14 protein-coding genes are annotated in these 24,347 nt (G+C 59.6%); 13 read left to right on the top strand and 1 reads right to left on the bottom strand.

Features of this window, described 5'->3' with window-relative positions:
• The first annotated feature begins 14 nt into the window (after nucleotides 1-14).
• Entirely contained in the window at nucleotides 15-2,573 is a 2,559-nt protein-coding gene (gene yidC, locus Mal65_RS04430; protein WP_145294059.1) for a membrane protein insertase YidC, read from the top strand.
• A 28-nt stretch (nucleotides 2,574-2,601) separates the two neighbouring features.
• Here the strand turns inward: yidC and Mal65_RS04425 are convergent, their stop codons facing one another.
• Complete coding sequence (locus Mal65_RS04425) at nucleotides 2,602-3,681, bottom strand: aldose epimerase family protein (protein ID WP_145304654.1); 1,080 nt, start codon at nucleotides 3,679-3,681, stop codon at nucleotides 2,602-2,604.
• 511 nt (nucleotides 3,682-4,192) lie between these two features.
• Between Mal65_RS04425 and Mal65_RS04420 the strand changes: the two genes are divergently transcribed.
• The 12 genes from Mal65_RS04420 to Mal65_RS04365 all read left to right on the top strand — a co-directional run bounded on the left by Mal65_RS04420 (nucleotide 4,193) and on the right by Mal65_RS04365 (nucleotide 24,258).
• Complete coding sequence (locus tag Mal65_RS04420) at nucleotides 4,193-7,222, top strand: PSD1 and planctomycete cytochrome C domain-containing protein (protein ID WP_231131280.1); 3,030 nt, start codon at nucleotides 4,193-4,195, stop codon at nucleotides 7,220-7,222.
• 9 nt (nucleotides 7,223-7,231) lie between these two features.
• Complete coding sequence (locus Mal65_RS04415; RefSeq protein ID WP_145294053.1) at nucleotides 7,232-8,677, top strand: DUF1501 domain-containing protein; 1,446 nt, start codon at nucleotides 7,232-7,234, stop codon at nucleotides 8,675-8,677.
• A gap of 274 nt (nucleotides 8,678-8,951) precedes the next feature.
• Nucleotides 8,952-10,757, top strand: a complete 1,806-nt coding sequence (locus Mal65_RS04410) for a tetratricopeptide repeat protein (RefSeq protein ID WP_165701060.1) — start codon at nucleotides 8,952-8,954, stop codon at nucleotides 10,755-10,757.
• A 232-nt stretch (nucleotides 10,758-10,989) separates the two neighbouring features.
• Entirely contained in the window at nucleotides 10,990-12,123 is a 1,134-nt protein-coding gene (carA, locus tag Mal65_RS04405; RefSeq protein ID WP_145304652.1) for a glutamine-hydrolyzing carbamoyl-phosphate synthase small subunit, read from the top strand.
• Nucleotides 12,124-12,193: 70 nt separating this feature from the next.
• The gene (gene mqnB, locus Mal65_RS04400; RefSeq protein WP_145294047.1) at nucleotides 12,194-12,892 is read left to right on the top strand and encodes a futalosine hydrolase; all 699 of its coding nucleotides are present in this window, start codon (nucleotides 12,194-12,196) and stop codon (nucleotides 12,890-12,892) included.
• 113 nt (nucleotides 12,893-13,005) lie between these two features.
• A complete protein-coding gene (locus tag Mal65_RS04395) occupies nucleotides 13,006-13,881 on the top strand; it encodes a 1,4-dihydroxy-6-naphtoate synthase (protein WP_145294044.1) in 876 nt (291 codons plus the stop codon).
• A gap of 87 nt (nucleotides 13,882-13,968) precedes the next feature.
• Nucleotides 13,969-17,541: an FtsX-like permease family protein gene (locus Mal65_RS04390; RefSeq protein WP_174820131.1), complete on the top strand. Its 3,573-nt coding sequence runs from the start codon at nucleotides 13,969-13,971 to the stop codon at nucleotides 17,539-17,541.
• A gap of 4 nt (nucleotides 17,542-17,545) precedes the next feature.
• Complete coding sequence (locus Mal65_RS04385; protein ID WP_196784555.1) at nucleotides 17,546-18,289, top strand: lipoate--protein ligase family protein; 744 nt, start codon at nucleotides 17,546-17,548, stop codon at nucleotides 18,287-18,289.
• A gap of 129 nt (nucleotides 18,290-18,418) precedes the next feature.
• A complete protein-coding gene (locus Mal65_RS04380) occupies nucleotides 18,419-19,819 on the top strand; it encodes a UTP--glucose-1-phosphate uridylyltransferase (RefSeq protein ID WP_145294040.1) in 1,401 nt (466 codons plus the stop codon).
• Between the two features lie 486 nt (nucleotides 19,820-20,305).
• Nucleotides 20,306-22,072: an HlyD family efflux transporter periplasmic adaptor subunit gene (locus Mal65_RS04375; protein WP_145304648.1), complete on the top strand. Its 1,767-nt coding sequence runs from the start codon at nucleotides 20,306-20,308 to the stop codon at nucleotides 22,070-22,072.
• On the top strand, nucleotides 22,069-22,902 hold the full coding sequence (locus Mal65_RS04370) for an ABC transporter ATP-binding protein (RefSeq protein ID WP_145294037.1): 834 nt from the start codon (nucleotides 22,069-22,071) through the stop codon (nucleotides 22,900-22,902). The genes Mal65_RS04375 and Mal65_RS04370 overlap by 4 nt, the downstream gene beginning before the upstream one ends.
• 24 nt (nucleotides 22,903-22,926) lie before the next feature.
• Nucleotides 22,927-24,258, top strand: coding sequence for an ABC transporter permease (locus tag Mal65_RS04365; RefSeq protein ID WP_145294035.1), 1,332 nt, complete (start codon nucleotides 22,927-22,929; stop codon nucleotides 24,256-24,258).
• The last annotated feature ends 89 nt before the right edge of the window (nucleotides 24,259-24,347 follow it).

The following is a 24,347-nucleotide window of genomic DNA, read 5'->3' as shown; positions in this document are numbered from 1 at the left end:
AATGCGGAGTCATTGTGGAACGCCGCCTGTTTACCTTTGTCCTTGCCTCCTCGGCGTTTTTCGTCGTCTACATGGGTCTGCGGATCCTGTTCGATGTCCAACCGCCGCCCCCCGCCAACGGTGATCCCGCCGGAGTGCGACCTGCCGCAGAATCGCTGGCCGACGCCGACACCCCATCGGATGCCGATGACGCGACGGCCCCCGAGATCGCCGACGGCGCGGAGACCGCCGACGACGCGGAGGCGACCACCGATTCCGATCCCCTGGTCGCGGCCGAAGCCGCGGACCAAACACAGGCCGAAGACGCCGAAGCGGTGGACCACCCCGGCCGCCAAACCTGGGCGTCCCTGGGGTCGATGGCCCCCGATTCGCCGTACTTCATGATGGTCACCCTGACCAACCGAGGCGGCGGGATTGAACGGATCGAGCTGACCGAGCGCAACGAAAACGGCCGTTTGAAATACCGCCGCGTGGACACCCGCAGCGGATACATGGGCTACCTGGCCGGCCAACCCGCGTCGCGGATCGATGGCGTCGCCGTCAACGTTGTGGGGCAGGGTACCCCGGCGGCGACCGCGGTTGCCGAATCAGGCGAAATCGGGCTGCGCGTCGGCGACGTTGTGATCGCCGTCGCCGGCACCCCGGTCACAACCGCCGATGAAATCGATCAAGCACTGATCGACACCGAACCGGGCGACGAAGTCACCTTGGAAGTCATCCGCGGAACGTCGCAAAACGATTCGGAAAGTGACAGTGCTTCGTCGTCAGATCAAACGCTGGTGTTCAAGGTCACGCTGACCGAACACCCATTGGATTTGGTTCGCTTGGCGTCCCAGGGTGGTCCGGAGCAGGTCCCCGGCAACCTGTCGCGACTGTCTTGCCTGCTGTCGCTTGAAAAAATCAATCGTAAATCCATCCCGGCCGGCGGCAGCCGAATCAATGGGATGCTGGACGCGACCGCTGCTTTGTGGGAAAGCGAAATCACGCGGGCCGACGAAGGCGATGCCAACCAACCAGCCGGCGATTTGCGGGCCGTGTTTCGGCTGCCCTTGTCGGCGACCGATCTGGACGACGCATCGTCCGGTCTGGAAATGCAACGCGGTTACACCGTGCGTCCCGGCAGCTATGACATCGGTTTGGACGTCCAGATTCGCAACCCCGGTGATTCGCCCCAGGAAGTCGCCTATCGCTTGGAAGGCGTCAACGGAATGACGCTGGAAGGTTGGTGGTACAGCAATAAAATCAGCCCGAACTGGGGCGGTGCGGCTGCCCGCGATGTCGTCTACAAGACGCCCGCGATGGGTCACGATTTGATCAGCGGTTATGCGATGCTGAAACAAGCACGCAACGAACCGCAAAGCCCTAACCACGTGATCTTTGCCCCCGACGGGGATGACCGATCCAAACAGCTCAGCTACATCGGCGTGGACGCCCAGTACTTCACCGTCGCTTATGTGCCCGGCGAAGGCGAAGCGATGAATTCGTTCCGCCGTGCGGTCGCGGGAATCGTCGCGGACCCCCAGGTGATCCCGGATGACCAAGAACGTGCCGTCAACGTTTCGTTTTATGTCGACAGCAATGTTGCCCAGTTGGGCCCCGGCGAATCACTGCAAGAACAGTTGGTTCTGTTCGCCGGCCCCAAGCGGCCCGAATTGCTGGCCAATTATGGCCTGGACGACACGATTTATTACGGCTGGTTCTCCTGGCCCGCCAAATTGCTGGCCGGTGTCCTGCACTTCATGTATTCGCTGATCGGCAACTATGCCGTGGCGATCGTCATGCTGACAGTTGTCGTACGTGGCATGATGTTCCCGTTAAGCCGCAAGGCAGCGATCAACGCTCAGAAGATGCAAGAACTTGCACCGGAGATGAAAAAGATCGCCGAAAAGTACAAGGACGACATGGAAGGCCGTCTGAAGGCCCAGCGGGAACTGCAACAACGCGTCGGGTTCAATCCGATGGCCGGTTGTCTGCCGATGTTCCTGCAACTGCCGATCTTCATCGGTTTGTATCGTGCACTTTCGGTCGACATCGAATTGCGACAAGCCGCGTTCGCTTCATGGACCAATTGGGCGTCCAACTTGGCCGGTCCCGACATGTTGGCCTACTGGGGCGATTGGTTGTGGGAATACCTTTCCGGACGCGGAACCGGATGGTTGGGGCCGTATTTCAACATCTTGCCGGTGGTCGTCATGGGCCTGTTCTTGATGCAGCAAAAGATGTTCATGCCGCCGGCAACCGATGAACAGACCGAAATGACACAGAAGGTGATGACCTACATGACTCTGGTCATGGGGCTGTTTTTCTTCCGTGTCCCCGCCGGGCTGTGCATCTATTTCATCACCAGCAGCCTGTGGGGCATCTGCGAACGCTTGATCGTTAAACGCACGATCCCGCAGGGCAAGCACTTTGACTCGGCGGTCTTGGAAGGCACCGCGGCACGTTCGTCGTCGTCATCCAGCCTGGCCGACCGTTTGCGACAGCAGCTTGCACCGGAGGAGCCACAAGCCGAACGGCCGAACAAACGCAAACGCCCGGTGATCACCCAAAAGGGCGGCAAAAAACGCCGTTGATCCTCGACCCACCCCCGTCATCGCGGACTTATTCTTTGACGGTGAACTTCCACTTCGTCGTCGTTTCGTAGGCCTTACCAGGCCGCAGAATCGTCGACGGAAATTCGGGTTGATTCGGGCTATCGGGAAAGTGCTGTGTTTCCAAGCAGAACCCGCCACGGTGCACGTAGGGTTGCCCCGACTTGCCCGTCAAACGACCGTCCAAGAAGTTGCCACAGTAAAACTGAACACCCGGTTCGGTCGTGGTGACTTCCAGCACGCGGCCGCTGATGGGTTCGTGAACGCGGGCGGCCAATGCCATGCCCTTGCCTTCGCGGTCCAGCACAAAGTTGTGGTCGTAACCCAAGCCGAACTTCAGCTGCTGGTGTTCCTGGCCGATGTCACGGCCGATTGCTTTGGCCTCGGTAAAGTCGAACGGAGTTCCGCTGACCGGTGCCAATTCACCGGTGGGGATCAAGGTTTCGTCGACCGGCGTGAATCGCTTGGCGTTGATCAACAACTCGTGATCCAAGATCGTCCCGCGACCTTCGCCCTTCAAATTGAAATAGGTGTGCTGGGTCAGGTTGACCGGCGTCGCCTTGGTGGTCGTCGCGTGATAGTCGATGATGATTTCGTTGTCGTTGGTCAGGGTGTAGGTCACCGTGACGTCCAGTTTGCCGGGATAGCCCTCTTCCATGTCTTTGGCGGTGTACCGCAACACCACCGCGTCGCCGCGGTCGGTGGACTTCGTTTCGGCGTTCCAAACGACTTTGTCGAATCCGATGATGCCCCCGTGCAAATGGTTCGGCGGATTGTTCTTCGCCAGCGTGTACGTCTGGCCGTCCAATTTGAACGTCCCTTCGGCGATGCGGTTGCCATAGCGACCAACGACGGCACCAAAGTACGGCTTGTCGACCGCATTGATGTACTTGTCGACACTGTCATACCCCAGTGCGACATCGTCAAACTTGCCGTCACGATCCGGGACTTTGATGCTGGTGATGATCGCGCCAAAGTTGGTCACGCTGACTTCCATGCCCGAGGAATTCTTCAGCGTGTACAGCTGAATCGAATCGAAATCAGCTTGCTGGACATCCGCCATCACCGGACCGGCGACCAGCGCCGCCATCAACACCAAGCACAGCCGCCGGCAAATTCTGGGCAGTACGACTGCCATGCGACGTGTCGCCGGTCGGGTGTTCGAGGACGCAGCCAAATCGAATTCGGACATTTTCAGTTTCGTCGATGATGTGGAGTCGTGGTCGGTGAATCGGATCGCGCCGCGTAGGACGGACCGAGCAGAAATCTGATTGTGGTTCGCTGGACACCGGCGTGCAACGCAGGCGAAAGCCACCGGGCGAAGCTGGCGAAAGCCACTGGGCAACGCAGTAGTTGACCACCTCGCCGCGGCAGGGGCTACACTGAAGGCACTGGTGGACGTCGGTCTTGGTGAACGCCCTAAGACATTCCCCACGCCGCTGCGAACGGCTTGGATGCAAACGTTTTGCCAGGCCCGATACGATGGATTGTCATCGTCCCACCCCGCCGACCCGCCTTGCTTCAATCCCTTCATGATACGATCGTTCCCGTCACGATCTCGACTGGCAATTCGGCCGAATCCCCTTGGGGGTCTGCTGGCCGTGTTGTTTGCCACCGTCACGACGCCAAACTCGATCACTGTGCGTGCGGAATCTCCGGACAACCGCCCCGTGGATTTCGCACAAGAAATCAGACCCCTACTTTCCAATCGATGCTTTGCCTGCCACGGCCCCGACGAAGCCGAACGGGCCGCGGGTCTACGCTTGGACACCGCGGAATCGCATGAAGACCTGGGGGGCTATGCGGCCATCGTCCCTGGGGCCCCCGATGACAGCGAGTTAATGCTGCGCATCACGTCGGACGATCCCGACATGGTGATGCCGCCAACGGAAAAGGGTTCGCCGCTGAGTGAAGAAGAAATCACTTTGCTGCGTCGCTGGATCGAAGCCGGCGCAACGTACGATCGGCATTGGTCCTACACACCGCCCCGGCCCGCGCCGGTTCCCGAGATCGCAGACGACGACTGGTCGGCCGATCCGATCGATCGTTTCGCTTTGCAGAAGATGCAACAACATAATCGACGCCCCAGCCCCCGAGCGTCGCGCCGCACACTGGCCCGTCGCGTCGCGTTGGACCTGACGGGGATCCCACCGACATGGGACCAGTCCGAGCGGTTCGTCCGTGATGACCGACCCGACGCCTATTCACGCTACGTCGATCGTTTGTTGGCCAGCCCAGAATTCGGAGAGCGCTGGGCGCGGCTCTGGTTGGACTTGGCTCGCTATGCCGATTCGGCCGGATACGCCGACGATCCCCCGCGCCAGATTTGGGCGTATCGTGACTATGTCATCGATTCATTGAACGCCAGTAAACCGTTCGATCAATTCACGATCGAACAGATCGCCGGCGACCTATTGCCCGACGCCGACACATCACAACTGATCGCGACGGCCTTTCATCGCAACACGATGACCAACAACGAAGGCGGCACGAATGACGAAGAGTTTCGTAACGTCGCCGTCGTTGATCGCACCAACACCACCTTCGCCGTCTGGATGGGGACGACGATGGCGTGTGCCCAGTGTCATACGCACAAGTTTGACCCGATCACCCAAGAGGAATACTTTCGGATCTTTGCGTTCTTCAACAACTCCGCCGATCAAGACCGCAAGAATGAATCACCGACGATCGAAATCATCACTCCGCAGCAACGCCAACAACGCGTTGACTTGAAGCAAGAAATCGAATCGCTGCAAAAACGGTTGCGGCAACCGTCCACCGAAATCGACACGGATTTTACGCGTTGGTTAAACGAACATCGGTCGGCCCCACGTTGGCAAACCCTAACGCCGATCGCCGCGGAATCGGAATCTCGATCATTGGAAATCCGAGACGACGGCACGGTCCGAGCGAATGGCCAAAAAGCGGATAAGGATCGGTACCGCATTCAGGTCAGCCTGGATCAACAGAACGCCCCGGCCGAATTCGACCATCTGCGTCTGCGGGTTCATCCAAAACAAACGGCCAATTTTGTACTGACATCTTTGGAGATCCGTACATCGACAGGTGAAGCGGTGGCGATACAAAAGGTCGCCAGTGACTATCACCAAGACGGCTTTGCCCCCGAAGGCATTCTGAATTCAGAAAAACCGAACGAACATGGATGGGCAATTGCCGGTCAAACCGGCCGCGAACACGACTTGACGGTTAGGCTGTCACGAACGCTGACACCGGCCGATGGGCCGCTGGAATTGGTTTTGACACAGCGTTCCAAGCACAAACGGCACCTATTGGATCATTTTTCGATCCGGGCGACCGCATCGGACGACGCCATGCGTTGGGCCGAATTGCCGATCGATGTGCGTCAAAAACTGCTGATCAAAGACGCGAATCGATCCGACGAACAAACCAAACGCTTGCGGGAACACCACCGTGGCATCACCCGTGTTCTGCGACCGACGCGACAGCGATTGGCCCAGGCCGAAAAAGAACTCGCCGCGATCCGGCCGCAAACGACGGTCCCGGTGATGAAGGATTTGCCGGCCGACAAACGACGTGTCACTCACATCCAGATTCGCGGCAACTATCAAAGCAAGGGCGATGTCGTCACGCCAGGAACGCCGGCGGCCCTGCATCCGCTGAAGCCACAGTCGTCCAAACCGACGCCCGATCGCATGGACTTGGCTCGTTGGTTGGTCGCCCCGAAAAACCCGTTGACCGCCCGCGTCATTGCGAATCGCCACTGGGAAACGCTGTTCGGTATTGGCATCGTTTCCACCAGCGAGGAATTTGGTTCGCAAGGCGAAATGCCTTCGCACCCCGAGTTGCTGGACCACTTGGCCAACGAATTGACGACCGGTGGCTGGGACCTGAAACGCTTGCTTCGACAGATTGTCACCAGCGAGACTTACCGTCAATCGTCCACCGTGGATGCGGTACTGGCGGCAACCGATCCAGACAACCGTTTGCTGAACCGCGGACCACGCCATCGCGTTCCGGCCGAAATGATTCGCGACCAAGCCTTGGCCGCCGCCGGTTTGCTGTCGCACAAAATGCACGGTCCGCCGGTTCGGCCGCCGCAACCCGAACTGGGGCTGAAGGCGGCGTTCGGCAACGACACCGACTGGACCACCAGCACGGGCGAAGACCGATACCGCCGCGGCCTGTACACGATGTGGAGGCGATCGAATCCGTACCCGTCGATGGCAGTTTTCGACGCCCCCAGTCGCGAGGTCTGCACCGTTCGACGCGACCGCACGAACACTCCGCTGCAAGCACTGGTAACACTCAATGACCCGGTGTACGTCGAAGCCGCGCGAGGACTAGCGTTTCGACTGATCACGCGACACGACAGCGATCTCCAGCGGGTCACCTGGGCGTTTCGACACTCGCTGGCCCGTTCGCCAACCGAAGCCGAAGCCCAGCGGTTGATCGGATTCGTTCATCGAATGCGACAGCACTACACCGACCACCCGGATCAAGCCCGACAGTTGACCCGCCCGGAACATTTGCCGCCGCCGATGGCGGGATCGAGCGTTGCGAACGATGAAATGGCAATCGCTGATCAAGCCGCGTGGACGGTCGCCTGTAATGTGGTGCTTAACTTGGACGAAGTCTTGATGAAACGGTAACGCCCTACGATGCATCCGATTTTTGAACGACTGCAATTGCAAACGCGGCGGCATTTCCTGTCGCATTCGACCGCGGGCATCGGGGCCGCCGCTTTGGCCAGCCTGGTCAACGGCGACGTCGCCGATGCGTCCAGTGACGACGGCGATCGACGCGAACAACGCCCCGGGTTTGGGGCGGCCAAGCGGGTCATTTATCTGCACATGACCGGATCTCCACCGAACCTGGACCTGTTCGATTACAAGCCCGCACTGCAGCAGCGTGACGGTCAAGATTGCCCGGATTCGTTCTTAGCCGGACGCGAATTCGCCTTCACCACCGGCGTCCCCAAACTGATGGGCACGCCACGTCAGTGGAAACGAGTCGGCAAGTGTGGGATGTGGATGTCCGACGCGATCGAAAAGCTGCACGACGTCGCCGATGATCTGTGTGTGGTGCATTCGATGCACACCGACCAATTCAATCATGCGCCGGCCGAATTGTTGGTTTACACCGGATCGCCGCGCCCCGGTCGCCCGTCGATGGGATCGTGGGTGACGTACGGTCTGGGCAGCGAAAACGAAAACCTGCCCGGCTTTGTGGTGTTGATCAGCAGCGGGGTCCAGCCCAACGGCGGCAAAGCTTCCTTCGGCAGCGGTTTTCTGCCGTCGGTGTACCAGGGCGTTCAATGTCGCAGCCAAGGGGATCCCGTTCTGTATTCGTCCGACCCGCCGGGGATGCCAAGATCGATCCGTCGCGCCAGCCTGGACATGTTGGGCGAACTGAATCAGATCCAAGCCGCCGAGATGGGGCACCCCGAAACGACCACCCGAATCTCGCAATACGAGCTGGCTTTTCGGATGCAAACGGCGGTCCCCGAAGTGATGGACATTCGCCAGGAAAGCCAAGCGACGCTGGACCAATACGGTGCGCGGCCGGGTAAATCCAGCTTGGCCAATAATTGCCTGCTGGCACGTCGGTTGGTGGAATCCGGGGTCCGCTTTGTCCAGTTGTTCGACTGGGGCTGGGACTTCCACGGGACCGGTGAAGCAACGGGGCTGACCAAAGGATTGACCGAAAAATGCGCCACGATGGATCGGCCGGTCGCCGCGTTGATCAACGATTTGAAACAACGTGGATTGCTGGATGACACGCTGGTGATCTGGGGCGGTGAATTCGGCAGGACTCCGTTCCGCGAAGGCCGAACATCCGGCAGCAAGATTCTGGGTCGCGACCACTACCCCGATGCGTTCACCATGTGGATGGCCGGCGGCGGTGTCAAAGGCGGTTTTGAATACGGCCAGTCGGACGAACTGGGATTTGGCGTCACCGAGCATCCCGTGCACGTTCATGATTTCCAGGCGACCGTGCTGCACTTACTGGGCATCGATCACGAACGATTGACCTACCGGTTCCAAGGGCGTGATTTTCGCTTGACTGATGTTCACGGCAATGTGGTGACGCCGGTCCTGGCCTGACGGGCATGCGGCTTGCCCAAGTAATCGTCTTCGCCCGGCTTGCCGGATCGGTCATAATGTGCCGGCCCGTTCGTTGCCGGTTCCTTGCGCAGACGACACGTCGATTTGACTTGTCCCGATCCGCCGCGAACGCCCAGCCAAATACCGATCGAACACTACTTCCCTTTTGGGTGACTTCATGCCAACGCGATCCGGCCACCAGCCAAGCGACTTTCCGAACGCCCCAATCCCCTCAGCGACCACGGTGATATTTCGTGACGTCCGAGCTTGTCTGATGGTGACGTTGTTGGGTGGGCTGGTTTGCGTTGCCGCCCCGGCGGTGGCTCAAGATGCGGCGACTCAGACCGACACCGGCGCTCAGACCGACGCCGGCGCTGAAGGCGCGATCCAAATCGATCCCCTGCCATCGCTGGACACCGCCCAAGATCCGGGCCAAGCCGATTTGGATGAAGCCGTCTCCAAACGGATCGACGCCAAAACGGCCGGTGAACTGGAATCCGTCGCCGCGTTGTTGGAATCGGCGTTGTCCAAAGGCCTGGGCGATGAAAACAGCCGCTTTGCCAAACAAATGCTGGGCAGCGTTCAGCTGCAACTCGGCCAAGGCCTGTTCGGAGCCATGATGCGAGGCGCCGGCGGGAACGCGGCGGCGGTTCGCTTGGAAGCCCTTGAACTGCTGAAGAAGGCGGTCGAAAACGACGACCAACTTGCCGACGCTCACGTCTTGATCGCTCAATTGAATTCCCCCGCGGTGTTCCCCGACGCCGATGGCGCGCTGGCGGTCCGGTCGATCACCAAGGCGATCAAGCTGTACGAAGACGACCCCAAGAAACAAAGCACCATGCTGGCGATGCGTGCGGGGCTGCGTGATGATCCGGAAAAGCAAATCAAGGACCTGAACCGCGCCTTGAAGTTGGACCCGAAAAACACCAAAGCCTTTCAAGCCCGAATCGTGCTGCGACTGGGTGACGGCCAAATCGACGAAGCCGTCGCGGATGTCCGTGAAATCCTGGACGACCAGCCGATGAACTTGGCGATCGTCGCGGCGGCCGTCGAACAATTGATGGATGCCGATCGCGATGACGAGGCGGTCGAACTGCTGACCGAGGCGATCGAAAAGCAGGCTTCGGACAACGACATCTTGGAACGGCTGTATCGCATCCGTTCACGAGTCCACACCAAGCGACTGGATCAAGAATCAGCGATCGTCGACTTGAACAAGTCGATCGAACTGCGTCCGGGCGACCCGCGCAAGCTGATCGAACTGGCCCAGCGTTGCCTGGAAAACGAAGACGTCACGGCGGCCAAGGGTTACGTGCAAGACGCGATCAACCTGAACCCGCGGGTGGCCGACTTGCCCGAAACGATCTTGGTCCAGTTCTTGATCGCGTCCCAAGAAAAACGAATTCCCGATGCCATCAACGAAGTCAAGAAACTGATTGATTTCCAGAAAGACGATCCGCAGCGTCAAGCCTTCTGGCAGGAACAGTTGGGCCAGCTTTACATGGTGGACGACCGCCCGCGTCAGGCGATCGATGTCTTCGAACAGATCTTGGAAATCCAACCCGAAAACACCAACGCCCTGCGATCGCGCGGCGACGCGTTGCTGGCGATCGGCGAACACCAAACGGCGATTCGAGACTACGAAGATGCTTTAAAAATCTTGCAGACCTCGGACACCGGACCGGCCGAAAACCTGAAGTCGACCGACATGGTGGCCCCGGATTACGCGGGCTTGATGAACAACTTGGCGTGGGTCCTGGCGACCAGCCCCAAAGACGAGGTTCGTGACGGCCAGCGAGCCCTGGAATTGGCACGCCAAGCGGCACGGCTGACGGATTACCAAAAGCCCCACATCCTGAGCACGCTGGCGGCCGCCCATGCCGAATCGGGAGACATCCCCAAGGCGATCGAATACAGCCAAGCCGCCGTCGACTTGGGGGCCGCCCAAGAAAACGACCAGCTGGAACAATTGCAGGAAGAATTGGATTCGTACCGCGCGGGCGAACCATGGCGTGAAAAACAGGAAACGGAAGAAAACGAAAAGCCGATCCTGAGCGCCGAAGACCTGATCGATATCTAACGGCCAGATCAACCTAACGGCGAACCATCGGCCGCTAGAGCGGTTCGTCGTGGGCCACCGGTTCGGGCGCGAACGTTTTTGCCACATTCGCGTCCCAACCACCGGCCGCGATCCTTCGATAAATCGCGATTGTCTGTTAGAACGTGATATCAGTACGCGCCGGGCCACGGTGCGATACGAGACCGTGGCCGCGTCTGAACAAAATCGAGAGATCCCACGCGAGAGCTATTGCATGCCGATCACCGCCAAACTGGCCTTGGAAGACGGTTCCGTGTTCCCCGGCCAAGCCTTCGGAGCCGAAGGCGAAGTCACCGGTGAAGTCGTTTTCAACACCGCAATGACGGGGTACCAGGAAATCCTGACCGACCCCAGCTATGCCGGCCAGATCGTCACGATGACGTATCCGGAAATCGGCAACTACGGCACCAACACGGTCGACGTCGAACATCACCGTCCGTCGTTGTCGGGATTCGTCATTCGATCCGAAAGCCGAATCCACAGCAATTATCGCAGCGAAGCGGCGCTGTCGGATTTCTTGAAACAGAACAACATCATCGGCATCAGCGGGATCGATACCCGCGCCTTGGTTCGTCGCATTCGAATCGAAGGTGCCATGCGAGGCGTTCTGTCGACCACCGATCTGGACGACGCCAGCTTGGTCGCCAAAGCCAAGGCCAGCGAAAGCCTGGTCGGCCGTGACTTGGCCAAAACCGTGATGCCCGCACAAGGGGTCCAGTGGGACGACCAACTGCACGAATGGATCACCGTCGATGAAGCCGGCCAGCAACCATCGGGCGACCAACCGCACGTGGTCTGCATGGACTTTGGCATGAAGTGGAACATCCCGCGGCACCTGCGTTCCCGCGGCAACCGCGTGACCATCGTCCGTGGTGATGTGTCAGCCGATGAAATTTTGGCACTCAAGCCGGATGGGCTGTTCATTTCCAACGGACCGGGCGATCCGGAACCGCTGTCGTATGCGAAACAAACGATTTCGGAATTGGTCGACAAGATGCCGGTGTTCGGCATTTGCTTGGGACACCAATTGCTTTCGCTGGCTTGTGGCGCCCAAACGTACAAGCTGAAATTCGGACACCGTGGTGTGAACCAACCGGTGCTGGATCTGACGACCGGCAAAGTCGAGATCACGACACAAAACCACGGCTTTGCGGTGGACGAAAAATCGTTGCCGGATTGCCTGGAAATCACTCACCGGCATTTGAACGATGACACCATTGCCGGCGTTCGACACAAGACATTGCCGGCATTCAGTGTGCAATATCACCCCGAAGCATCCTCGGGGCCGCACGACAGCCACTATCTGTTCGAACGATTTCAATCCAGCCTGAGCGGATCGCCGGCCTGAGCCTGGCCTGGTGATCCACCGCCGTCGATCGTCCCACGTTGTCGCGGTTCCGACCGCGGAGTCTGTCTGAATGAGCATCCTGGTCCTGGTGCCCACGTCGGCGGAATATCGGATGGTCGATTGGCCGGCCATCCGTCATTCAGCGGGACGTGATTTCACCACCGCCATCTGTGGTTTCGGCTTGGCCGCCGCGGGCATCGGCGCGATGCGACTGTTGGCCGAACAAACGCCCGACCATGTCTTCCTGGTCGGCTTGGCCGGCGGGTTCATCACGGAAACGGACGCCAATTATCCGGCGATCAAGGTCGGCGATGCGGTCGTCTTTCGTCGCGTAACCTGCCACGGCATCGGTGCGGGCATCGACATGGCCGCGGCCCCCGATCAGTTCTGGTCGGCAGATCAGATGGGATGGCCGCACCTGGAAATGGATGGCTCGGCCGTCACCGACCGACTGGATTTGGTCGTGCCCGATGCGGACGCCCGAACGATGGGCGAAAAAAAAACACTTCTGTCGGTAACCGCGGCATCGTCATCCCCGGATCACGCCCGGTGGCGGCGGAACACTTACCCGGACGCAGTCGCCGAAGACATGGAAGGATTCGCCGTCGCGGTCGCTTGTCGGGTCAGCCAGGTTCCACTGACGATCGTGCGTGGGATCAGCAATCCCGTCGGAAACCGCGACATCCGTACCTGGCAGACCGGTCCCGCGATGCAGGTGGCGGCCCGTCGTGTTGCCGAGCTGATCGCGGGCATAGAATCAAACGTCTAAGTCGGCCGCACGTCGTTCGAAGCAAAGCCAGGTCAGCCGCTTGAAATGGTCACGCGGCTTTTTGTGACGCTTGCCGCCCACACATCTCGCACCCGCCAACCGTTCAAAACAACATGGGCCACCCCATCCACATCGGCATTTCAACATGTCCGAACGACACGTTCGCATTCGACGCGTTGATGCGGAACTTGGTGGACACTCGAGGCCTGGATTTTCATTTTGAACTGCTGGACATCCAACAACTGAACGACGCTTTGCGGGCGGGACGCTTTGATGTCGTCAAAACCAGCTTTCATGCCGCGTTGTTATTGGCGGATCAATTGCGGGTCTTGCCGTCGGGTTCGGCGCTGGGATTTGGTGTCGGCCCGCTGTTGTTGGCTGCGCGGGACGGTGCCGTTCCCCGCGATTCGTCACAGCGGACACTGTGCCCGGGAATCGATACGACCGCGACACTGTTGATTCGGATTTTTTATCCATCGACGACACAGATCGACCATGTCGTCTTTTCCCAAATCATGCCGGACCTGAAGTCGGGGAAAGCGGATTTCGGCGTCTGTATCCACGAGGGCCGGTTCACCTGGCAAAACGAAGGGCTGCACCTAGTGGAAGACCTGGGACAACGCTGGGAACGCGAAACGAAGTGCCCGTTGCCTCTGGGCGGATTGGTGGCCAGGCGGTCTCTGGATGACGAATTGACGGGGCGGATCCAAGCTTGCATTGCCGATTCCATCGGTTGGGGGCTTTCCCATCGCGACGAAACGCTGCCGACCATGCGTCGTCATGCCCAGGAATTCGATGACGCGGTCCTGATGCAGCACGTCGATTTGTATGTCAACGACTGGACCGTGGACTTGGGGACGGTCGGTCGCCAAGCCCTGGCCACCCTTTCGACCTTGGCCCGCCGATCCGGTATCGTTGGCCACGACGCCCCTCCGATCGAAGTGTTCGAATCCACCGACGCCCGGCCGGCGCTGCCCGCAAAAGACTAGCCTTGTGGCAATCGCTTGATCGGGCAAACTCGATCGGCCGCGTCATCGCCATTTTGTCATCTGCACCATCAACACGAACCCGCCGCCATGAACACAACCGCCTTGGTCCCGTCCGGCAAGACCGGCCTTGGTGTGTGGCACATGCGTTTGGCATCGCTGTGGTATCGCGGCCGTGTTTCGATCGCTTTGGCGTTGGGTGTGGCCATCGCAACGGCGGTCATCGTGGGTGCATTGCTGGTCGGCGATTCGATGCGTGGCAGTCTGCGTGCGTTGACGCTGCAGCGACTGGGTTCGATCGACACCATTGTGTCGCCAGGTCACTTCTTTACCGCCGATGAAGTCGTTGATTCGCCGATCGGCGCCCAAGCAGTCTTTCTGTTCCCGGCCGGCGTCGCGGAATCGCAACCGTCCGATGATGGACCGACACGCCGCAGCGGATCCGTTCAAATCCTTGGCATCACGCCATCGTTTTGGCAGCTAGGCGAACCATCCGATGCACCGGAGACCAATCCCGACGACCAGTCCGTGGTACTGAACCGTGCCTGCGCCGATGAACTGGGGGTCGGTGTGGGCGATCAGATCACGATTCGGCTGCCCATTGAAAGTGCCGTCCCCGCCGACAGTCCACTGGGCCGACGCGAATCCGAAACCGAAGGACTGCCACGCATGACGGTTGCCGCGATCGTCGACAACCGCGGACTGGGCCGTTTTTCTTTGTCGGCCAGCCAGACCACGCCGCTGTGCGCCTACCTGAAACGCGAATTGATCGCGGACGTCCTTGACCGGCGGGGCGCCGCCAATCTGTTGCTATCCCCCCAACCTCTGACACGAGACGATTTGAGTTTGGATCTGGGTGACCTGGGTCTGAAGCTTTCACGCGTCACCGCGATCCGGCCTCAAAACGCCGACCCCGATGCGGAACCGGCTTTTCAATACGATTCGCTGACCAGCGAGCAGTTGTTGATCGATGACGTGATCGTCAACGCCGTCACCGACGCTATCCCGGGCGCGGCAACGCCGGTGATGACGTATCTGGCCAATGCGATTGAAAAGCTGGATGACGCAGGCAATGTCGTCGCGTCGGTTCCCTACAGCATCATCACGGCAATTGACTCGACCGATTCGTTGCCGCTGGATTACAAAAACGAAACGGGCACGACCGCATCGGGGCCGGAAAACAGCGACACGACGACGGATTCACGACCGTCGCCGATTGTCATTAATGACTGGGCCGCCGACCGACTGAACGCGAAGGTCGGAGATCGTTTGCGGATCGCTTACTACGAACCGGAGGTCGATCGCGGTCGTGAAGTGGAGCGTTATTTTCCGGCGGTGGTGACACAGATCGTCCCGATCACGCGTCCGTCGCGACCGTACCGCCGCAATCGTGACGCGGCGTATGACGAACCACCGACCGTGTACAACGACCCGGACCTGACGCCGACCGTCCCTGGTGTGACCGACCAAGAATCAATCAGCGATTGGGATTTGCCATTCGAGCTGGAACGAAAGATTGAACCGGAGGACGACACCTACTGGAACGAACACCGTCTGACCCCCAAGGCGTTTATCCCGTTGAACGTCGGTCGACGTTACTTCGCCAGCCGATTCGGTAAGACCACCAGCCTGCGAATCGCGACCGCCCCGCCGCTAAGTGAACCGGAATTGAAATCCCGCATTGATGCGGCTGTTCTGAAAGTCGCCGACCGGGTCGGATGGCGGCCGATTCCGATCCGCAGCGAACAGTTGAGTGCATCTCACGGCACGACACCGTTTGACGCATTGTTTTTGTCGCTCAGTTTTTTCGTCATCGCCGCCGCATTGATGTTGATCGCGATGTTGTTCCGCTTGGGCCTGGGCGAACGCTTGAAAGAATTGGGAACTCTGTTGGCCGTCGGTTGGCAGCAACCCCAAGTCTCTCGTCTGATCTTGGGCGAAGGCTTGCTGGTCGCAGCGATGGGCGTGCTGATCGGAATCGCGGGCGGCTTCGCGTACGCCTGGCTGGTCCTTTGGGGGCTACGCACGGCATGGGTGGGCGCGGTGACGGTTCCGTTTCTGCACTTCGATTGGACACCGACCAGCCTTGCGCTCGGCGGGATATCCGGCTTCGCCGTCTCCGCTGCAACGCTTTGGTTGTCGGTCCGCAGTCTGAGTCGAATCCCCGCGACCGACCTACTTCGCGGGCGGGACCAGGCGTCCGATTTGCTTCACGCCGACGCATCGTCTTCCACCAGACGTTGGATCCGCTACCTGGTGATCGGCTGTGTCTTGGCGGCAATCGCGGCATCGATTGGCGGTTTGACCGCCGGCGGGACCGCGGCGGCCGGTGGTTTTGTTGGTGCGGGGATGCTGTTGTTGTTGGCCGCACTGGCCGCGGTCTATTCGCATTTTCGCTTTTCGTCCGCCGGCGAAAATTCATCAGCCGCGGCAGGTATCACGCCGGGGCCCGGCGGCCTGACCGCCCTGGCCACCCGCAGCGTCGGCCGAAACCCGCTGCGCAGCACATTGACGATCGGTTTGATGGCGACGGCGACGTTTTTGATCATCGCCATGTCAGCCTTTCAGCTGCGTCCGACCGACGAGGGCACCGGCGGATTTGATCTGATCGGGACATCCGCCCAACCGCTTTACCGCGACATCAACTTGGTGGAAGTTCGACAGAACTGGTTCGGGCAAGACATCGACCGGTTGGCCGATGTCGACATCGTGGCGATGCGTCAGCGTCGCGGACAGGATGCCAGTTGCAACAACCTGTACCAGGCCACGCAACCCACGATTTTGGGATTACCCGAAGACTTCGGAACCACGGTCACCGCCGGAACGTCCGAAAGCTCCGGTGCAAGCACTCGCTTTGCATGGGCCGGTCACGACGGGGTAAAAGACGACGCCAGCCCTTGGACGCTGCTGAACGAAGCGGCAACTGGTACGGAGGACGATCCGATCCCGGTGATTTTGGATCAAGGCACCGCGATGTGGAGTCTGCAGATGCGGGGCGGCGTGGGCGAAGTCCGGTCGTTCGACTATGACAACACGGACGTCCATTTCCGCGTCGTCGGACTGCTAAGCAACTCAGTCTTGCAGGGAAAACTGATGATCGGCGAAGCAAACTTCCAACGCTTGTTCCCCGATGTCAGTGGTTATTCCAGCTATCTGGTTCGTGTCCCCGATGGGGAGGACGTCGCCGAAGTATCCGCCATTTTGGAGAACCGTTTGGGCGACTTGGGGATGGACCTGTCATCGACGAGGTCCGTCTTGGCGGGCTTGTTGGCCGTTCAAAACACTTACCTCAGCACGTTTCAAAGCCTGGGCGGCTTGGGGTTATTGCTGGGAACCATTGGTTTGGCGGTGGCACAGTTGCGGAGCGTTCTGGAACGACGACGCGAACTGGCTGTATTGGGGGCTCTCGGTTTTCCGCGTGGAAAGTTGGCCCGATTGGTCATGACCGAAACGGTGACGTTGCTGTTGATCGGGCTGGGCTGCGGAGGCCTGTGTGCCGCTTTGGCCGTTTTGCCGTACGGAATCCTTAGCGGATTAACGCCGCCGATTGTCGGCCCGATCGTGATCGTCATCGCGATCCTGATTTTGGGCAGTCTGGCCGGACTGATGGCGGTGGTACGCGTGATTCGCATGCCGCTGTTGGATGCGTTGCGAGGATCATGACGCTGTGATTCGATTGTGTTTGACGGGGCCACCGCTTTGCCCGCGCGGCCAACTAGCGATGGACGAAGCCGTCTTGAATCTGGCGGATGCTTCGCGGCATCCGCCCGCGTTGCGGACATGGCAGTTCGATCGCCCGGTGGTGGTTTTGGGGCGGTCGTCGAAATGGGCCGTCGAGGTGGATCATGGATACTGTGATCGCCAGAACATCCCGGTGCTGCGGCGTGTCACCGGCGGTGCGTCGGTGGTCGGCGGCGCGGGATGTTTGATGTACAGCGTGGTCATCAGTCTGGAAGAACATCCGCATCTGCGGCATGTCGACGCGGCCCATGAATACGTGATCCGCCGTGTTTTGACCGCTGTGCAGCGACAGCAACCCGACGCCCAGTGGCAAGGCATCTGTGACCTGACGTGGCAAAATAAGAAGTTTTCGGGAAACAGCCTGCGAATCACCCGTGGTCACTTGCTGTACCACGGGACGATTTTGCACGCTGCGGATCTGGACCAGATCGCCTCATGCCTGGCCGTCGCACCACGCCAGCCCGAATATCGCCAGGGTCGCCGACACCGCCAGTTCATCACCAACGTCCCTTGCGAACCATCCCGATTAGCCGAAGATTTGGCCAACGAGTTTTCGGCACACCAATCGCTGACCGTTGCAACCGACGATTCATCCGACCCACGCGTCGCCATGACCGACCAGCTGCGTCGCGAACGATACGATTCGGACGCCTGGCATCAACGGCATTAACGGCAACCGATGCAACCTGCAGCGTCTGGGCCCCGGATTGATTCGCATCGTCGGTTCGACAGGATGTCGCCGGATGAATGTTTCGACCTTGTCTTCTTCCCATTCTTGTTGACCCCTTAGCGCAGCCCGATGGACAAAACGCAACTGACCGCCGCCCTGGAAGCATTCGACCAGCAACACATCCTGCGGCACTGGGACGAACTGGATGATGCCGGCAAGGCACAGCTAGCCGAACAGATTCAGGACATTGACCTGTCCTTGCTTTCCAAGCTGGTTGCTGACGAAGACGAAAAGCCGGACTTTGCGGCGATCGCAAAAAATTCAGATCCGCCACCGGCGGTGGGTGCCGACGGGTCCGGTGTCGATTGGTCGACCGACGATGCCCGCGGGGCCGGCGAACAAGCGATCCGCGAAGGCAAGCTGGCCGCAATCGTCGTTGCCGGCGGCCAGGGCACCCGCTTAGGTTTCGATAAACCCAAAGGTATGTTTCCGGTCGGCCCGTTAAGCAATCGGACGCTGTTCCAAGTTTTTGCCGACCGCATCGCCGCGACATCCAAACGCTATGACGTGACGATCCCCTGGTATGTGATGACCAGCGAAGCGACCGATGCGGCGACGCGACAGTATTTCGAAGACAACGATTACTTGGGACTGTCTCGTGATTCGGTTCGAATCTTCAAGCAAGGCACCATGCCGGCGGTTGACGCTGAATCGGGCAAGTTGTTGCTGGCATCGCCCGGCAGCTTGGCGCTCAGCCCGGACGGTCACGGCGGGACGGTGGCCGCGCTGGCACGCAGCGGATCGCTGGACGACATGGAAAAACGTGGCGTGCAGTACCTGTTCTATTTCCAAGTCGACAATCCATTGATTCAACTGATGGATCCGACGTTCATCGGCCATCATTTGCTGGCCGATAGCGAACTGACCAGCCAAGTGGTTCGCAAACGTTACCCGACCGAACGCGTGGGCAACGTGGTCCAGGTCGGTGACCGCATGCAGATCATCGAATACAGCGACTTGCCCGACGAAGCCGCAGAAGCGACCAACGACGACGGCTCGTTGCGATTGTGGGCGGGCAGCATTGCCGTTCACGTTTTCAACGTCGACTTCCTGCGTCGTGCCAGCGAATCGGCCGAAGCGTTGCCGTTTCACCGGGCCAACAAGAAGGTTCCTTACTTGGACGAATCTGGCCAAATGGTCAAACCTAATTCGCCCAACGCGATCAAGTTTGAAAAGTTTATCTTCGACTTGTTGCCACAGGCCCGTCGCGGGATCGTGGTCGAAGTCGTCCCGGCCGATGCATTCGCACCGGTCAAGAACGCCGAAGGTGCTGAAAACGACACGCCCAGCTTGGCTCGTCGGGCGATTTCGGACCTGCACAAACGCTGGCTGCGACAGGCCGGCGTCAGCGTTGCCGACGATGCGACGGTGGAGATTTCGCCAAGCTTTGCGCTGGACGCCGATCAAATCCGAGACTCGGCCGCCGACTTGGGCAGCATCGACGGCGACCAATTCTTGACTCGGGACTAAGCTGGTTTGGCTTTGGCGTTTTGGCAAAACCGCCACGTCGGCAGCCTCGCTTTGTCGGTGATTTCTCTAAAGCCGCCGGTCGCCAGATTTGGCCGGACTGCTCCGAGGCTGGGTTCCCGGTGCAACAGGGGCAGCATCATTCCGGTGCGACGCCCCCGCCGGGTCGGTCATGATTGATACAAACTGCCGCCGAACGCTCGATCGACCGGATCGCTTGGTCGATTTGGCGCAGAAGTGGTTGTATCGGGGCCGCCCGTTTCGACTAAGATCGTTGGGTTCGCCCGATGCGGGCTTTTCGCCCCGACAAAATGACGCAGAAACGGCGAAACCAAATGAGCACGGAGGTGTTTGAACACTTACGGCTCGGTTTACTTGGTCCTTCCCCCTCCTCCTGCCCCCGCCACTGTCATGCCGCTGATCCGCCCACGGGTCGTCGCTCCCGTACTTGCGACACGTCGATTGGCCGATTCGCGACGCGGCGGTCTGATGACCGCAGTTGTCGTGTTGCTGGTCCTTGTCGGCGTGTCAGGGTTTCTGAGTTACAAGTTCTACTTTGGCGCGGAAAAGACGATCTCCCTGGATGATCTGATCACAACGCCCGTCAGTCGCGGCAGTTTCGATCACGTCGTATTGGAGCAGGGCGAAATCGAAAGCAGCAGCAACATCGAAGTCATTTGCGAAGTCAAATCTCGCGGCACCGGCGGGACACCGATTTTGTGGGTGATCGACGAAGGTGCACGGGTCAAGAAGGGCGACAAGCTGGTCGAACTGGATTCGTCATCGATCGAAGAATTGCTGAACGCCTCCAAGATCTCGGTGATCACCGCCGAAGCCAGTGTCGCGACGGCGGAAGCCGCGGTGGAACAAGCCAAAATCGCCCGGCAAGAATACCTGGAAGGTGTCTTCAAGACCGAAGAACGAGCGATTAAGAGCGAGATGGCGGTCGCCGAACAAGAACTGCGAAAGGCCCAACTGGCTTTGCAGTCCAGCGAGCGACTGGTCGCCAAGGGATTGGTCAAATCGCTGCAACTGGAAGCTGACAAGTTTGCCGTCGCCAATGCCAGGAACCAGCTGGAAGCCGCCGAGGGTCGGCTTCGCGTGCTGCAAAACCTGACTCGCCAAAAAATGCTGGTCCAGTTCGACAGCGATATCGAAGCCGCGGAGGCCACCCTTGGCGCCGCGCGAAGCGATTTGATGGAGAAGGAACGCGAGTACAACGACCTACAAAAGCAACTGGACGGCTGCGTCATGTACGCTCCGGCCGACGGCGTCGTCGTGCACGCCAACAAGTTCAGCAGCCGCGGTGGTAACGCCGAATTCGTCGTCGAAGCGGGGGCCAACGTTCGCGAACGCCAAGCGTTGATCAATCTGCCCGACCCCACACAAATGCAGATCAAATGCACGGTCAATGAATCTCGCATCACCTTGATCCAAGCCGGCATGCCCGTGCGAATCCGCATCGATGCCCTGCCGGGGACCGATTTGCGTGGCGTCGTGACCAAGGTCAACCGGTATGCCGAACCCGGTAGCTGGTTCAGCAGCAGCGTCAAAGAATACGCGACCATCGTCAAAATCATCGATCCGCCGGACAACATCCGAACCGGCATGACCGCCGAAGCCCAGATCTTCGTGGAACAACTGGACGATGCGTTGCAGATTCCGATCCAAGGTCTCTACGAACATGGTGGCGAAATGTATTCGCTGGTGAAGACCGGCGAAATGGATTTCGAAACTCGCCAGGTCGATGTCAACGCGACCAACGACACCATGGCCAGCATCAACAGCGGGCTGGAAGAAAACGAAATCGTCGTGCTGAACCTTCGCGAACACTTGAACCTGATGGATTTGCCGGAGCTGACAGCCGAGGACAACAGCGACCTGAAAGAACTGCGTGACGAAGACGCCGCCCGAAAGGGCGATTTCGATGGTCCTAGCGGCCCGCGCGCCGGCGGGTCCGGTGGTCCAGGTGGCCCTGGTACGGGCGGGCCTGGTGGACCTGGCGGTGGCGGTCCCGGTGCGGGTGGTCCCGGCGGCGGTGGTGCCCCCGACATCAACACGATTGTCACCCGCAGCATGGAACGCAACGACACCGACGGCGACGGTCAGCTGTCGGCTGAGGAAATCCAAGCGGTCGACGGTCGATTCCGCAGCCGTTTGGAATCCGCCGATGCGGACGGTGACGGCGTTGTGACTCGCGCCGAACTGACCAAAGGCCTGCGTGCGACCATGGGCAGCGGAGGAGGCCCGCAGTGAGCTTGAGCGATGCATACGGGACGACGACCGAGCCGGGCCCCGTCAGTGCGTCCGGCAAATCCGCCGACGCCCCACGGCGACTGGCCACGTCGATCCGCGACCTGACCAAGGAATACGTGCTGAAAAGCGAAACCGTCCGTGCGCTACGCGGGGTTTCGTTTGACGTCCCCGAAGGCGATTACGTTGCCATCATGGGACCGTCGGGTAGCGGCAAGTCTACGCTGTTGAATCTGCTCGGTTGCCTGGACAAACCGACCAACGGCAGCCTGCTGTTGGGTGACGACGATATTTCCACAATGACCGACGACCAGCTGGCGGAAATCCGCAGTGAACGGATCGGGTTCGTGTTCCAGTCGTACAACTTGATCCAACAATTGACGGTGGTCGAAAACATCCAGGTGCCGCTGTTTTACCAGGGGCGCATCGGTGCCAAGGAACGTGATCGTTCGATCGAGTTGGCCGAGCGGGTTGGGCTGGCGGATCGGTTGGATCACCGCCCCAACCAGCTTTCCGGGGGTCAGCAACAGCGTGTGGCCATCGCCCGCAGTTTGGTCAACGATCCCTATTTTGTCCTGGCCGATGAATCCACCGGTAACTTGGACTCGATCACGACCGAAGAAATCTTGACGCTGTTCGAAGAGCTGAACAAGGAAGGTCGGACCATCATCATGGTCACGCACGAAGACGATGTGGCCGATCGTGCACGGCGGGTGATTCGCTTGAAAGACGGAATGCTGCATAGCGACACGGACAATTCCGAAGAACATCGGCAACAGGCGCGTGATCGCCAGCGTGCCAATGTCGAACTGTTGAAACAACGCGAACACTAGTCGTCTGGCCAAGAGTCATCCGCCATGCAATGGATCCGAACGCTTCGCCTGGGCATCAAAACGTTGATGCTGCACCCGCTGCGAACCGGCCTGACGATGCTGGGCATCCTGATCGGGGTCTGGGCCGTGATCGTGCTGACCGCGATCAGCCAAGGCGCCAGTGATCAAGTCCAACGCCAGATCGAATCGCTGGGTGCCAACACCATCATCATCCGCAGCGTCAAACCGCCCGCCGAAAAAATGGCGGGTCAGCGTGCCGCCGATTATGGGCTTTTGCGCAGTGACCTGGATCGCGTTCTTTCGATGGTTCCCACCATCACCCAGGCGACACCGATCCGTGAAATTCGTCGCCAATTCATTTATGGCGATCGCACCGTCGACGGACGCTTGGTGGGGTGCACCCCGAACTATTCCGATGTCAATCACTTGGTGATTCGCGAGCGGGGCGGCCGATTTCTGACCGATGCCGATCGCGTCAAGGCCGACACGGTGTGCGTGATCAGCGCCGGTGTCGCCGAGAAGTTGTTCCCGTACGAAGAACCGCTGGGTAAGCGGATCTACATTCCCGAACACACCGATTACTACCGCATCGTCGGCGTGCTGGAACACCGTGAAGCATCCGCGGCCATCGGCGGCAGCCTGGATTCCCAAGACTTTTCCAAAGACATCTACGTCCCCATCGAAACGGTCCGGCGACGGATCGGGGACACGGTCGTTTCGCGGCGTGGCGGTCAGTTCGAAATCGAAATCATGGAGCTGAACCAGATCACACTGCAGGTGGAGCGTCTGGAACAGGTGGAAGCTTCCGCGGCCATGGTCAAATCCATCATCGGTGAAACCCACGACGAAATGGACGACGTGGCGACGGTGGTCCCCAAGGAATTGCTGGAACAGGCCCGCAACCTGCGTTTGATGTTCCTGGGAATCGGGATCTTGATCGCCTGTATTTCGCTGATCGTCGGCGGTATCGGGATCATGAACATCATGCTGGCCAGCGTCACCGAGCGGACCCGCGAAATCGGGATCCGCCGCGCTTTGGGTGCGAAGCAGCGTGACATCGTCCAACAATTCTTGATCGAAACGATCGTCCTGTCCTTTGCCGGTGCGTTCCTGGGTATTTTGCTGGGCTTTGCCGGACCGCTGATGTATCGCGGGTTTATCTACGTCGTCAGTCGCAGTTTCCCCGACCAGTTTGCGGCGTTGCCCGATGCGATTCGCGAAGCGGAACCGACGATCGTTTACGCGACCATCCCGATCGCGGTGGCCATCGCCGTGTTGGTCGGCCTGGTCAGCGGGCTGTACCCGGCGATCCGGGCAGCCAAAATGAACCCGATCGACGCCCTGCGTCACGAGTAAGGGATTTCCGCACGCACGTCCTGATCGTGCGAACCGGTCGGCCGTCCAATGGGTCATCGATGGTGGCGTGGGACCGATCATGCGTTGAA

The sequence above is a fragment of the Crateriforma conspicua genome (assembly GCF_007752935.1).
Classification (GTDB): domain Bacteria; phylum Planctomycetota; class Planctomycetia; order Pirellulales; family Pirellulaceae; genus Crateriforma; species Crateriforma conspicua.
This window is presented reverse-complemented; position numbering and strand designations above follow the sequence as displayed.

Excerpts from the sequence above, each read along its gene's own strand:
- Mal65_RS04425 (WP_145304654.1), bottom strand. The coding sequence starts at position 3,681 with ATGGCGGCGCTGGTCGCCGGTCCGGTGATGGCGGATGTCCAGCAAGCT.
- Mal65_RS04415 (WP_145294053.1), top strand. The coding sequence starts at position 7,232 with ATGCATCCGATTTTTGAACGACTGCAATTGCAAACGCGGCGGCATTTC.
- Mal65_RS04410 (WP_165701060.1), top strand. The coding sequence starts at position 8,952 with ATGGTGACGTTGTTGGGTGGGCTGGTTTGCGTTGCCGCCCCGGCGGTG.
- carA (WP_145304652.1), top strand. The coding sequence starts at position 10,990 with ATGCCGATCACCGCCAAACTGGCCTTGGAAGACGGTTCCGTGTTCCCC.
- mqnB (WP_145294047.1), top strand. The coding sequence starts at position 12,194 with ATGAGCATCCTGGTCCTGGTGCCCACGTCGGCGGAATATCGGATGGTC.
- Mal65_RS04395 (WP_145294044.1), top strand. The coding sequence starts at position 13,006 with ATGGGCCACCCCATCCACATCGGCATTTCAACATGTCCGAACGACACG.
- Mal65_RS04390 (WP_174820131.1), top strand. The coding sequence starts at position 13,969 with ATGAACACAACCGCCTTGGTCCCGTCCGGCAAGACCGGCCTTGGTGTG.
- Mal65_RS04380 (WP_145294040.1), top strand. The coding sequence starts at position 18,419 with ATGGACAAAACGCAACTGACCGCCGCCCTGGAAGCATTCGACCAGCAA.
- Mal65_RS04375 (WP_145304648.1), top strand. The coding sequence starts at position 20,306 with ATGACCGCAGTTGTCGTGTTGCTGGTCCTTGTCGGCGTGTCAGGGTTT.
- Mal65_RS04365 (WP_145294035.1), top strand. The coding sequence starts at position 22,927 with ATGCAATGGATCCGAACGCTTCGCCTGGGCATCAAAACGTTGATGCTG.